Here is a 12,823-nt window from a genome sequence, read left to right on the forward strand (position 1 = left end):
AAACGCCTTTCAGAGAAAAACAGCGTGCTCGTCGTTGTTCAGCTATTAAAGCTATCCTCAGCACTTTCCGGAAATGGAAGCCCACAATGACACGAGCCGTACTGTTGGTGCTGTTGATCCTCGCGGTTGCATGGCTGGCGCAAAGTGGTGATGGCGACGAAATGCACTGCCCTGACAAAGATGCGAATTTTTTTGCTGAATCCATCAACGCGTATTTTGACAAACATCCACCAAAAGCCGGTAAAGCCGTGACCATTCCTGACGGCGCCCGTTACGACAATCGTACCCACTGGTGGATAGTTCCGGTCGACGTCGGCCAGGAAAGATTACAGGCGCTGTTGAGTTGCGACGGCCATCTAGAACTCTCCGGACGTAGCTAATGAGGTCGTATTCTGAACTGCATAAAAACAGATTAACCTTGTTTACCAGATGTGGCGCAAACGAGAGACCTGTCTGCGCCAATCCCGTTTCACACCAGCCAATGCCACGACAACAGCGTACCTATCAGCCCCACTACCGAAACAATCGTCTGCAACACCGCCCCTAACCAAAGGGTTTGCTTGAGTTGCAGGCCGAAGTATTCGCGGACCATCAGAATCACCGACAGAAGAATGATCAGCAAGGAAGTCCCGAACCCGGGCTGGCGACGGGTATCAGGCTTGGCACTGAACAACTCGCCCAACTCGGCGGGTTCTTCAATGTGCATACGCCTGGACAGTATTTGCCAGACCGGTCAGAAATTCGGGTAAAGAACTAAATGTCCTGAATCCTCGCAGCACCCGCGGCAGCGTCAGCCGCAGACGCCCCGCAGCGCAACGGATATGGTCGTTACGCGCGTAATGCACCCTTTGAATCATGTGGGTATAGTGCCTGTGCAACAAGTGCCCGGTGCCTGCGGTCCAACCCACTGCATTCAGTACCCGTCCGGCATTGCGTCACCCATTATCTGATCAGAGCCGCGATCAATTTAACGGATCACTCGACAGGACATCAGATGACCTCATCCAGCCAGCGCCTGGCCTTGCTTGAAGCAGTTGTCGAGCAGTCATTCAATGCCGTTTTGATCACCGATGCCAATCTGACCAATGGCGGCCCGTTCATTGTGTATGTCAATCCGGCATTCTGCGCGATGACCGGCTACGCAGCAGAGGCATTGATAGGCCGTTCGCCAAGGATCCTGCAAGGACCCGACACCGATCGTCAGGTGATCGAGCGTATGCGCCAGTGCCTGAGCGAGAGCCTCTTTTTCGAAGGGTCGACAGTCAATTACCGCGCGGACGGAAGCCCCTATGTCGTCGAGTGGAAAATCTCCCCGGTGCGCGACGAAGCGGGTGCGGTTTGCAACTTTGTATCGGTGCAGCAAAACATCAGCCCGCGCATTCGGGCGGAGCGCGAACAGCATTTGCTGGCTCAGGCGCTGAACGCCGCGCTTGATCCGATCATGATTACCGATTGCAACGCCACTATCGTTTTTGCCAATGAGGCTTTTCAGAACATCACCGGTTACAGCGCGCCGGAAATCATCGGCGAAAACCCGCGAGTGCTCAGCTCTGGTAAACATGATGAGATGTTTTATGCGCAATTCAATGAGGCGCTGGCCAGTGGTACGCCCTTTCGTACGACCTTCATCAACAAGCGCAAGGATGGCTCTCTGTTCTATGCAGAACACAGCATTTCCCCGCTGTGTAACCTGGAGGGAACCATCACGCATTACGTCAGCATCAGCCAGGATGTAACCACGCGGCTGGGCCGTGAACAAAAGTTGTTGGAGATTGCTCACAGCGACCCGCTGACCGGGCTGAATAACCGAAGGGCGGCGGAACACACCCTTGAGCGGCTGATCGATACCGCGCGAATATCGGGCAGGCCATTCAGCCTTATCATTGGCGACATCGATCACTTCAAATCGGTCAATGACCGATACGGCCATCCCGCTGGCGACAGGGTATTGACCAGCGTTGCCGTCATCCTCAAACAGCGGATCCGCCTGCAGGATGTCGCGGCCCGATGGGGAGGAGAAGAGTTTCTGATACTGGTGCCCGATAGCTCATTGAATCATGCCGCGGAGTTGGCCGACCGCATTCGAAAGGGCGTTGAGAGTCTGTTGATACCGGATACAGGCTCGGTGACTATCTCTCTGGGGGTTGCGCAGCTCAGCCCGGGAGAAACAGCAGCAAGCCTGATCCAGCGCGCAGACAAAGCGCTCTATCAAGCCAAGCGCCTGGGCCGTAACCGTGTCGACATCGCACAGGCAGACGATGCGATCTATTGAGGTTGTCTGCGAGCGGAGTCGTCAGGAATAGCGCACGGCGCTATCGGTATTTCATGGTGACGGACGCCTTACGGACGACTGCCGCCAACAAGAGCGGGTATTCTCAGCACCTTGTTGGCAGCGGTGATGTAAATCCAGTGCTGTGAACCGGTAGAACAGAATGCAAGATTGCCGGTGTCTTTCGCCGTGACCTTTATTTTCCCCAGCAACTCGCCGCTGGCAGAGAACACCTGAATACCCTCTTTGCTGCTGCTCCAGACGTTGCCCTGCGCGTCGACCTTGAGCCCGTCAGGGATGCCGGGGGCAATCTCGGCAAACACCTTGCCGTTACTCAGCGCCCCGTCGCGCACCTGATACACCCGGATACTGTGTGCCAGTTTCGGATTCTTGAAATCATGCGCCAGTTGCGAGTCCGCGACATACAGCAAGCTTTGATCGGGTGAAAACGCCAGGCCGTTCGGCGAATGAAGTCCCGGGGTATTCAACCTCACCAGTTGGTTTTGTTCCGGATCGTAGCGGTATACATACTCGCCGCCCTGCTCCGGTTTGCCGCCATAACTTTCAGCCTTGTTCAACACGCCGAAGGTTGGATCACTGAACCAGATACCGCCACGCTTATCGACCACGACATCATTCGGGCTGTTCAAACGCTTGCCTTCGTACCTGTCGACCACTGTGCGCCATTGACCATCCGCTTCCTGTCGCACTATTGCGCGTTCGCCATGGGATGCGGCGATGACTCGGCCTTCGGCATCCAGAGCATGCCCGTTCTGATAATGGGCAGGGTCCAGCCATACAGTCACGCCGTCATGCTCTTTCCAGCTCATGACCTTGTTCGCCTTCACATCACTCCAGATCAACTGACCGTCTGGCAAACACAAAGGACCTTCCGCCCACTGCGCATCGGCGGTAAGCACTTGTGCCTGCGCGTCGGGCTGGATGAGTGCAGCAAACCGGGGATTACTGGCAACCACCGTGACGGGCGAAGCGTCTGAAGCCATCACTGCGCCTGCAGCGAGAAGCGCGCCCGCCAACACGAGCGAAGTGGTTTTCTTGCCTGGATGACGGAAGACTCGATTCATGCATTTCGCCCCAATTGATCAGTAGGCACACCGGCCGGAAGAACGTTTGGCAGCAGCATCCGGTTTGAGTTTCACGATGAGTTGAACGTTGGGCTGATCACCCACGGTACGAGTCAGATGCCCGACCCTGTTGTCGCCAGGCCTTGCTTTGGAGCTGCTGTCGGCATTGAACTGCATTTCCCCGGGGCCCTGAACCAATACCGTGCCATCAGTGGTTTCCACCGACCACTGACCCTGTAGGGTGATCACCCACTGAGGGCCCGGCGCATGGTGCCAACTGCCGACGTAACCCGGCGGCAGTACCGCGTAGGCAATACTTTCTACTTCGTCGGGCGAAACTCCGATCCACTGAGGCTCGGCGGGTGGCGCGTAACTTTTGAATTCCAGCCCCTCGATACGACAATGATCGACATGGGTGGCCCCTGCCTCGTCGGCCCAGACAGTGGCGTACTTGACGGGGGGCTGAAGCTTGCCGTTGCTGGTGGTGCTTTGTTGAGAGTTTGCGGGTACAGACAGTACCGCCGCATTGACGCTAGTGCTTGCAGCGCAAACGGCAGCAAAGGTCAGTGCAAATGCGAAGAGCGTTTTCATGGGTAAATCCTTGTTCGCGAGAACACTGGGTGGAAAGACAACGTCGCTGTGCCACTACCAATCAAGAGGCCAGTCGCATGATAACGCGCGATCAAACAGTCACTCATCGAAACCGGACCTGCCCTGGCAGGCCCGGAAGTTACATCAGAGTTTCGGTAACTCACCGATGCGCGCCATCATTTCGGTAACGATCTGCAGGTCCAGCAAAAACTGTCCGGTCGTCTTGAACTCGTTGTCCGTGTGGCCGGTATATTTGACTTCGGGCCTCGCCAGACCGAACTGCACGCCATTGGGCAGTTCATGTACCGACGTCGCGCCAGCCGAGGTGCCGAACGCATGTTCCATACCGAGATTTTCGCTGGCAACCGCAAGCAGCGCCCTGACCCATTCGCCCTCTGGATTGCGGTACATCGGCTTGGCAATGGAATAGTCGAATGCAGGCTTGATGCCGGTTTTCACGCTCCACGCTGCAAGTTTTTCGGAGATTTCGGATTTAAGCTCTTCCGTAGACCTGCCCTTGGGCACGCGCAAGTTGACCGCAAGTTTGAACGCTGTTTCATCCATCGCGACATAGGTAAGAGAAGCGGTCAGCGGTCCCATGAACTCGTCGGAGAAACCAACGCCCAACTTGTTCCCCAGATAATCAAGGCCCCAGTTGTCGGCTGCATAGCGAGCGGCATCAGTAATCTGGTTATGTTTGAGCGCGACCCTGCCTTGAAGGCTGTTGATGAAGTCAAGCATCCTCGCAACCGGGTTGACTCCAGACTGAGGCGCCGATGAGTGAGCTGAAACCCCCGTCACTGTCAGCTTGACGTCATTGCCGTCGACCCTGGCATCGACCTCGAAGTCGCCGCCATTGTTTTTCACGTACTCGGCACCGGCCTGTTGCAGGCTGGCAGCCAGCTCGGCAGGCTTGTCGGTCACCAGAGTGGCCACCGACTTCGATGGAATCTGGTTGGTGGCCGCACCTCCGGTCATCGACACGATTTCAGCACCCTCGCCGTCGGCGTTGCGCCGGGCAAAACTGGCCATGACCGTCCCATAACCTTTTTCCGCGATGACAACCGGGTAGCTGCCATCCAGCGCCAGGTTGTAACCAGGCGTGGGGTTGCGTTCAAAATAGTAGGGGATGGCGTCACCCGTGGTTTCTTCAGTTGTATCGATCAGCAACTTGAAGTTTCTGGCCAGCGGCAGCTTTTCTTCCTTGATGACTTTCATGGCATAGAGCGCCACGACGATGCCATTCTTATCGTCTTCGGTGCCACGCCCATACAGGCGATCACCAATCAATGTAACCTTGAACGGATCGAGCCGCGTGCCGTCCGGCAACACCCAGTTTTCCGGCGTGACCGGTACAACATCGGCATGGACGTGAATGCCCACGACTTCATCGCCCGCCCCGTCGAGCGAAACTTCATAAACGCGGTTATCGACGTTGCGAAATTTCAGATCGAAGCGTTCGGCAAGGCCTTTGATCGCGTTGGCGATCTTGATGAACTCCGGGTTTTCATGCTGGGCAACGCCGTCAACACGGGCGGTTGGAATGGTGACCAGCTCACGCAATGTGTCGGTTGCCGCATTGCCATACTTCAACCGGGTATACAGACCGAGCAGGCGATGAATGTCGTTCTGTTGCACGTCGGAAAGTGTTTTGTTGTCGAGAAAGGCGTTGATGGCCGGGCCAAAATCAGCAGCTTTGACAACATCAGTGCTGGACAGACTTTTCAGAAACTGCCTGAAATCCGTGACCGATTTCTCATTGAAAGTCTTGAGAATGATCGTGCTCTGTTGTGCAGTGACGTTGGCATTCGCCACGCTGGTGAAGGACGAAAGGCTGGCCATTACCAACGCGGTTGCGGCCAGTTGCTTGAGTGACAGGTTCATTGTTCAGGGCATTCCTTGGCAGGTACAGCACGCAAAAATTCTGACCACTTGATCAGTAAGATTTCAAACTTACACCATGAGCAATGATGCGAGAATCCCCGCTTTGAAATGAGGCAATGCCTTAAAGGGCTCGAATGATCAATGTGCCTTGAAACACACGTGATCAGTACGACCTGACGGAGTTGCAGTCCCCCATCCGATTACCTATATTCCGGCGTGGCGCCATCTACGCCACCTACCGCGGAAAGGGCTGCGCCCAGGATTCTGATTCGATATTCCGTCACTACGACTCCCGACCTTCAAGCGGACAAGGTTTTTGCAAGGAGATCGTATGTCCAGCAATAAAAACTCCTCGTCCCATCACGGCCGTATCAACCTCGAACAGCAGCGCAAGCGTGCCAAAGAGCTTCTGCTGCGAATGAAAGACGGCACTGCAGCTGATCAGCTCATCCTGCTCAACAAGACGACGCCGACCTTATCGGATGCCCAATGGCTGATCGCGAGGCAATTGGGCTTCAGCAGCTGGCCCAGGCTAAAGGCCCATGTCGATGCAGTCGACTTCGCAGCCCGGAATCCGGACTTCGAAGCAAGCGACGAAGCGCGAACCGTGCATTGGCGATGCGGCAGCGACATTGCCCACACTCTCAAACTCGCGGGCTTCAAAGGCTCTTTCAAGATGCTGACAGACCCTTTGTGCATGGGTCCGGTTCAGGCTGTGCCTGAAAAGGCATATCAGGCAGCGCGCAGCCACTACATCAGCCAGGCATTCGGGCTGAGCCTTACCGATGTCGCACGCCGGTTTGATGATGAATACACCGATCTGCAGCAGATGAGCAGTGCCGATCACAGCGTGCTGTGGTGCGAGGCAGATGCCTACGACCAGCTCTTCCTGATCAGGACGCTGGCAGCCCTTGAGCAATTGCCTGCCAGGCTTGAAATTATCCAGGTGAGCCAGATTCCCGGCGTCCAGCGCTTCATCGGCATTGGCCAACTGGCGCCCGACCTGCTTGCCTGGCTGTGGCCGCAGCGCAAGGCGGTGACTGAGGAAATGCTGCATCTGGCCCGCCAGGCATGGGCGGCTTACTGCAACGCCTCGCCGGTTGCCCTTGCCGAACTGGCCCACACCGCGCAACCATCATTGCCCTGCCTTGCCCCGGCCCTGTTACGTCAGCTACAGGAATTACCAGGCGTCGATGACGGCCTGTCACTCACCGAGCGCCTGTCGTTGCAGTGCATCAGCGAAGCCGGGGCAATGACCTTCGGCCAAGTGTTTGCTGAGCTGACGGACGAGCGCGAGCCTTTACCGTTTCTGGGCGACATGATGTTTCACGCGATGATGCGTCCCTTGATTGATTCTCCGACGGCGCTGCTGATCGAATCAGACACGCGACTTGAGTGGCCTCGCCGCTCGCTAAAGCTAACGCCGTTGGGACAGCAAGTATTGGCCGCAAAGGCCTATTGGCCAGACTACTGCCATCAAGCGCGCTGGGTTGGCGGCGTCTGCATTCAGCCCGGGCAGCCTCACTGGATGATAGATAAGCACTTGCGCCCCCTATGGCGCGCCTGACTCTCAGGAACGCACTGACGGCCATTTGTAACATTGGTGATGCTGATCGGGCGTGAAAATATTCAGGGGGTGCCTGCACCCGAACCGGACACAGGCACGGCGCATCAGATCACGCCACAGGCTGCACGATCACCGCCACCGCCCAAGGGTGCAGGGTGGTCGGAATGGTTGTCGCCGCCCGCATGAACCATCAGCGCATGGCCTTTGATTTCCGAGATTTTCTTCAGCCGTGGCGCCAGTACCGGATAGTTGGCGGTGCCGTCGGCGTTAACGTACAACGCAGGCAGATCGCCTAGATGGCCATCAGCGTAAGGCCCCAGATGCTTGCCGGTTTTGGCCGGGTCAAAGTGACCGCCTGCGGCCAGCGCGGCGACCTTCTTGCCGTCCTTCGTACCAGCTTCGCAGCTGCCGTTTTCATGTACGTGAAAACCGTGAATGCCCGCAGGCAGGTCTTTCAGATTCGGGGTAAACAGCAAGCCATACTGTGTTTCGCTCACCGTCACGTTGCCAACAGGCTTGGGCGCGCCGTCAGCGCTGACCAGATTGATGGGAACGTCCAGCGATGCAGCCTGGACACTGAGGGAGAAAACGCCAAGCAGGCCTAGCCAAAGATGAGGTTTCATGATTTCAATGCGTCCCTGATCTGGTAATCGGATTGAACGTCGCGGCGGGCAGCGTGAAGCTATATGCCACGCAACGTCCTTGATGTCACAGAGGGTGTGACCACAGACCAGCGCACTTGATGCAAAAAGATGACCGGGGAAAGTTATGCAAAACGTCTCGACTGGCCTGCCATCACGAACGTTGGCAGACCAGCGATTTTGACTTGCGCTCAGCTATCGGCGCAGGGGCATCACTCAGATATCCAGGCAGATCTTGCCGAAGTGCTGATTGGTTTCCTGATAACGGAACGCCTCGACAATGTCGGTCATCGGGAAGGAGCGATCCATGACCGGACGCATGCCATTGGCATCAATGGCGCGGATCATGTCCTGCTGCTGGGTGCGGCTGCCCACCAATACACCCTGCATGCGCAGTTGCTTGACCAGTGCCGGGACGAATTCCAGCTGACCGGCGACACCGCTCAGAATGCCGATGACCGAGATATGCCCAGCGACCCGTGCGGCTGTCATGGAGTGCTGCAATGTCGAAGGGCCGCCCACATCGATGATGTGATCAACACCACGACCGCCAGTCAGCTTGCGGGCGGTCTCGCCCCAGTTGCTGTCCTTGCGGTAGTTGATCAGGTGGTCAGCGCCCATGGCTTGCAGACGCTCCAGCTTTTCATCACTCGACGACGTCGCGATAACGGTCGCACCGACCATTTTGGCGAACTGCAGCGCAAAGATCGATACGCCGCCAGTGCCTTGCACCAGAACGGTATCACCGGCTTTCAACGCGTCATCGACCATTAGCGCGCGCCACGCGGTCAAGCCTGCGGTGGTCAGCGTGGACGCTTCGGCATGGGTATAACCCAGTGGCGCGTGGGTAAATGAGGTGGCACGGGCAGTCACCTGCTCGCGGGCATAACCGTCGACGCCGTCGCCCGGCACAGTGACGAAACCTTCAACCAGCGGCTCGCCGCTGATCCACTCAGGGAAGAACGTGCTGACGACAGAGTCGCCGACAGCGAACTCGCTGACGCCCTCGCCTACTGCGGTTACTACGCCTGCGCCATCGGCCATGGGAATACGTTTTTCAGTCGGCGCCCACATACCGGTGACGACTGCGAAGTCGTGATAGTTGAGCGAATTTGCGTGCAGACGCACAGTGATCTCACCGGCTTTCGGTGCCAGCACTTCGCTTTCGCCAACGCTGACCTGATCGTAGCCGCCGCCAGCCTGCACGTAGATGGTTGTATTGCTCATGGTCAATCTCCTATCAATTCAACATTACGCAAAATGACGAAATGTGTAAGTAACGCTAAAGAGTCATAGTTCTTTCTTGAGCCTATCGGCGAACCGGTCGATGGCTTGCTCGTCGCGGCGAAAATAAGTCCATTTTCCGATCCTTGTCGCCTGAACCAGCCCGGCGCGTTGCAGGATCGCCAGGTGCGCAGACGCGGTGGAAGCCGACAGACTGGCCTTGGCCTGAATGTGCGAGACGCACACGCCTATCGACGGATCACCGTGGTCCTGTGGGGGGAAATGGGCTTGCGGGTTTTTCAGCCACTCCATGATCAACATGCGAGTGTCATTGCCGACCGCTTTGATTTGCTCAAGAATCATGGGGCATAACATTACGCTTTTTTACGAAATGTTCAACCCCTGATTTATGCACGCACATTTGACTTCATGTTTTCATTACAGCTTCACATCGGCCTGACAAATGAAGCAATCTGTCGACTCAAACAAAACCGACTGCACGGCTGAGAGCACTCAGACTCATGATGAACCTTAAATACAGCGCATTCACCGCCCTGCTGCTGGGCATGACAGGCATGGCTCAGGCTCAGGAATCCACCTCGCATCTGGACAAGGTTCTGCAAACCGGCCAGTTGGCAGTCTGCACCACTGGCGATTACAAGCCCTATACCCTGCTGCGCGAAGACGGTGAATACGAAGGCATCGATATCACCATGGCACGCTCGCTGGCCAAGAGCCTGGGAGTTAACGTGCAGTGGGTGCCTACCACCTGGAAGAACCTGATGCCGGACATGGTCGCCGGCAAATGCGACATCGGCATGGGCGGCATCTCGGTCAGCCTGGAACGGCAGAAAAAAGCCTTCTTCAGCAATACGCTGGATGTCGATGGCAAGATTCCTCTGGTGCGCTGTGAAGACAAGGCCCTGTACCAGACGGTCGAGCAGATCAATCAACCCTCGGTGCGCCTGATAGAACCTGCTGGCGGCACCAATGAAGCCTTCGCGCGCGCTCATCTGCCGAAGGCATCTTTGGCATTTCACGACAACAAGACCATCTTCCAGGAACTGCTGGACAAAAAGGCTGACGTGATGATCACGGATGCCTCCGAAGCGCTTTATCAGCAGAAACGTATGCCTGGCTTGTGTGCGGTCAACCCGACCGCGTACATGCAATACGGCGAAAAGGCCTACCTGTTGCCCCGCGATGATGTGACCTGGAAAAGCTACGTTGACCAATGGCTGCACCTGAGCAAGGCCACTGGCGAGTATCAGCAGGCACTCGGGGAATGGCTGGCAGTACCCTCGGAGTAAGTCTCAGGAGGATTCGACGGGAATCGTATTCAACTTCCTGCGCTGCGATAGTTGCAAGGCGTGTCCGGGTGAAATAGCGTGTTGCAACAACTCTATACAGGAAGGCAGTCAACGAGCATGAAGCCCGGCAAACCTATCACACGCGCATTCTGTGTCGAGTTGCAGCAAGAGCTGTCAATCGCTGCTGCCCGACGCGAATACTTCTCTCAGGAGCCGCCACGCAAACGCTTCGAGTTTATCTGCTCGAATGAGGCTTGCAGGGCAATGGGGGCAAAGGTGACGGGGGTTCGCTATGACGTGAAACCACAGGACAACCCGACCTTCGTTGCTGCGCACTTCCGTGCCAACCCGCACTACGATCACCATCCGGGGTGTGAATGGGTGGACGAGAGCGCCGACGAAAAGCCGGACGTTCATGTCGAAGAAGCAGATGCTCAGACGCGTCTGCGCCAGGCCAAGCGCAAGCTGGATGATTACATCGACATATTCGACCCGACGCTCAAAGCACCCGCCAAAGAGAAGTCCGGGGAAGAAAAAGCCGGTGCAGGCAATCTGCAGCCCGTCGTCAGCCAGCCTTTGACCGAACCGGCGTCACCCAAGGCCGCCCGCTACAGCGAAACCCGCACCAACAACCTGGAGCGCCTGGTAGACAGCTATCGACAGGCCAAGGCCGAGTTGTCACTGGACGATTTCAAGCTGTTGAAACTGAGAATTCCCGGTCAGGGCGAAGTGTCGCTACGCGGGTATTTTCGCCATATCAAATACGCGCAAACGGGTGACAACGGCCGTGTGCTATTTGGTGGCGGGTTGATTGAGCAACGTTACGGACTGGGCTTCAAGTTCAGGTTTTTTGACCGTATCGACGGCAAACTGGTGACGCTTTACGTATCGCCCGCGCAAATGCAGGCCTACCGTTCAAGCCGCTATATCAGTGAGTTATTAAGCCACGCGGATGACGTGAAGTTCTTCACGGTATATGCACTGGGAACGGTCACGCAAAGTCCATCGGGCAAGCGTTATGGCCTGGAAGTCGATGACTTGCGGCATCTGGCGATTGTGCTGGGCCCAGCGAAAGACCTGGTCGAGGAAGGGAAAGCCGCTGCACCTTGAACATGCGGCCAGCGATCGTTCCAGCGCATGGCACTGGAACGATACAGGTCAAGCTATCAGACCTTGACGATCCAGCCGGCTGGCGCCTCGATGTCACCGGATTGAACGCCGGTCAATTCCTTGTACAGACGCTGAGTGACCGGACCGACTTCGGTCTGGCTGTAGAACACATGCAGCTTGTCCTTGTAGGAAATCCCGCCAATCGGGGTGATCACCGCAGCCGTACCGCAAGCGCCCGCTTCCTTGAAGGTGTCGAGCTGGTCGATGAATACATCGCCCTCCTCGACCGTCAGGCCCAGACGGGATTTTGCCAGCTCGATCAACGACAGACGGGTGATGCCCGGCAGCACAGACGGTGATTTCGGCGTCAGGAACACATCATCATTGGTGATGGCAAAGAAGTTCGCCGAACCCACTTCCTCGATCCTGGAGTGAGTCTGTGGATCGAGATAGATGCAATCGGCAAAACTGTGTTTCTTGGCTTCAGAACCGGGCATCAGGCTGGCGGCATAGTTGCCACCGACCTTGGCAGCCCCGGTGCCATTGGGCGCAGCGCGGTCGTAACCGGAAATCACAAAATTATTTGGCTTCAGGCCGCCCTTGAAATAGGCACCCACCGGAATGCAGAAGATCGAAAAGATGAACTCCGGGGCGGTACGCACGCCAATGTTGTCACCCACACCAATCACGAACGGGCGCAGATACAACGCGCCACCGGAACCGTAGGGCGGGATGAAACGTTCGTTGGCCTTGACGACCTGCTTGCAGGCCTCGATGAACACATCAGTCGGTACATGAGGCATCAACAGGCGCGAACAGCTGCGCTGCATGCGCTGCGCGTTCTGATCGGGACGGAAAAGATTGATCGAGCCATCCTTGCAGCGATAGGCCTTGAGACCTTCGAAGCACTGCTGACCGTAATGCAGCGCGGTCGAACCCTCGCTGATATGCAGCGTGTTGTCCTCGGTCAGCGACCCCTGATCCCAGGCACCGTCGCGCCAATGAGAAAGGTAGCGCTTGTCAGTCTTGATGTAATCGAAACCCAGAGTGTCCCAGTTGATGCTTTCTTGACTCATAACGCCCTCTATCATTTTAGCGACTGCCTGGACGAGTCAGGCCAATGCCTTATTCTGCCAGATCAT

At 56.5% G+C, this 12,823-nt stretch carries 13 protein-coding genes; 5 read left to right on the forward strand and 8 right to left on the reverse strand.

Annotated elements, in window-relative coordinates; all coding sequences use genetic code 11:
* The first annotated feature begins 86 nt into the window (after positions 1–86).
* Positions 87–380 carry a hypothetical protein gene (locus AO068_RS17270; protein WP_058408966.1) on the forward strand — a complete coding sequence of 98 codons (294 nt, stop codon included), beginning with the start codon at positions 87–89 and terminating at the stop codon, positions 378–380.
* An 89-nt stretch (positions 381–469) separates the two neighbouring features.
* Here AO068_RS17270 and AO068_RS29445 read toward each other — a convergent pair whose 3' ends face one another.
* Positions 470–706, reverse strand: coding sequence for a hypothetical protein (locus AO068_RS29445; RefSeq protein ID WP_058408967.1), 237 nt, complete (start codon positions 704–706; stop codon positions 470–472).
* A 288-nt stretch (positions 707–994) separates the two neighbouring features.
* Between AO068_RS29445 and AO068_RS17280 the strand changes: the two genes are divergently transcribed.
* The gene (locus AO068_RS17280; protein WP_058408968.1) at positions 995–2,272 is read left to right on the forward strand and encodes a sensor domain-containing diguanylate cyclase; all 1,278 of its coding nucleotides are present in this window, start codon (positions 995–997) and stop codon (positions 2,270–2,272) included.
* Positions 2,273–2,340: 68 nt separating this feature from the next.
* On the opposite strand, the gene AO068_RS17285 is transcribed toward AO068_RS17280, so the two are convergent.
* From AO068_RS17285 to AO068_RS17295, 3 genes are all read right to left on the reverse strand, one after another.
* Positions 2,341–3,354: an SMP-30/gluconolactonase/LRE family protein gene (locus AO068_RS17285; RefSeq protein ID WP_058408969.1), complete on the reverse strand. Its 1,014-nt coding sequence runs from the start codon at positions 3,352–3,354 to the stop codon at positions 2,341–2,343.
* A gap of 18 nt (positions 3,355–3,372) precedes the next feature.
* On the reverse strand, positions 3,373–3,945 hold the full coding sequence (locus AO068_RS17290; RefSeq protein ID WP_058408970.1) for a hypothetical protein: 573 nt from the start codon (positions 3,943–3,945) through the stop codon (positions 3,373–3,375).
* 144 nt (positions 3,946–4,089) lie between these two features.
* Complete coding sequence (locus tag AO068_RS17295; RefSeq protein ID WP_058408971.1) at positions 4,090–5,829, reverse strand: dipeptidase; 1,740 nt, start codon at positions 5,827–5,829, stop codon at positions 4,090–4,092.
* A 331-nt stretch (positions 5,830–6,160) separates the two neighbouring features.
* On the opposite strand from AO068_RS17295, the gene AO068_RS17300 reads away from it, so the two are divergent.
* Positions 6,161–7,396, forward strand: a complete 1,236-nt coding sequence (locus AO068_RS17300) for a DUF1835 domain-containing protein (protein WP_058408972.1) — start codon at positions 6,161–6,163, stop codon at positions 7,394–7,396.
* 104 nt (positions 7,397–7,500) lie between these two features.
* On the opposite strand, the gene sodC is transcribed toward AO068_RS17300, so the two are convergent.
* From sodC to AO068_RS17315, 3 genes are all read right to left on the reverse strand, one after another.
* Positions 7,501–8,019: a superoxide dismutase family protein gene (sodC, locus tag AO068_RS17305; protein ID WP_004656095.1), complete on the reverse strand. Its 519-nt coding sequence runs from the start codon at positions 8,017–8,019 to the stop codon at positions 7,501–7,503.
* Positions 8,020–8,253: 234 nt separating this feature from the next.
* Positions 8,254–9,264, reverse strand: coding sequence for a zinc-dependent alcohol dehydrogenase family protein (locus AO068_RS17310; protein WP_058401709.1), 1,011 nt, complete (start codon positions 9,262–9,264; stop codon positions 8,254–8,256).
* Positions 9,265–9,327: 63 nt separating this feature from the next.
* A complete protein-coding gene (locus AO068_RS17315; RefSeq protein ID WP_080394945.1) occupies positions 9,328–9,636 on the reverse strand; it encodes an ArsR/SmtB family transcription factor in 309 nt (102 codons plus the stop codon).
* Positions 9,637–9,782: 146 nt separating this feature from the next.
* Between AO068_RS17315 and AO068_RS17320 the strand changes: the two genes are divergently transcribed.
* Both AO068_RS17320 and AO068_RS17325 read left to right on the forward strand, forming a co-directional pair.
* Complete coding sequence (locus AO068_RS17320; RefSeq protein ID WP_058408974.1) at positions 9,783–10,571, forward strand: transporter substrate-binding domain-containing protein; 789 nt, start codon at positions 9,783–9,785, stop codon at positions 10,569–10,571.
* Between the two features lie 117 nt (positions 10,572–10,688).
* Positions 10,689–11,681, forward strand: a complete 993-nt coding sequence (locus tag AO068_RS17325; RefSeq protein ID WP_058408975.1) for a hypothetical protein — start codon at positions 10,689–10,691, stop codon at positions 11,679–11,681.
* Between the two features lie 56 nt (positions 11,682–11,737).
* Here the strand turns inward: AO068_RS17325 and AO068_RS17330 are convergent, their stop codons facing one another.
* Positions 11,738–12,757: a branched-chain amino acid aminotransferase gene (locus AO068_RS17330; RefSeq protein ID WP_058408976.1), complete on the reverse strand. Its 1,020-nt coding sequence runs from the start codon at positions 12,755–12,757 to the stop codon at positions 11,738–11,740.
* Between the last annotated feature and the right edge of the window lie 66 nt (positions 12,758–12,823).

Origin of the sequence: Pseudomonas sp. ICMP 3272 (assembly GCF_001466905.1) — a bacterium.
Taxonomy (GTDB): domain Bacteria; phylum Pseudomonadota; class Gammaproteobacteria; order Pseudomonadales; family Pseudomonadaceae; genus Aquipseudomonas; species Aquipseudomonas amygdali.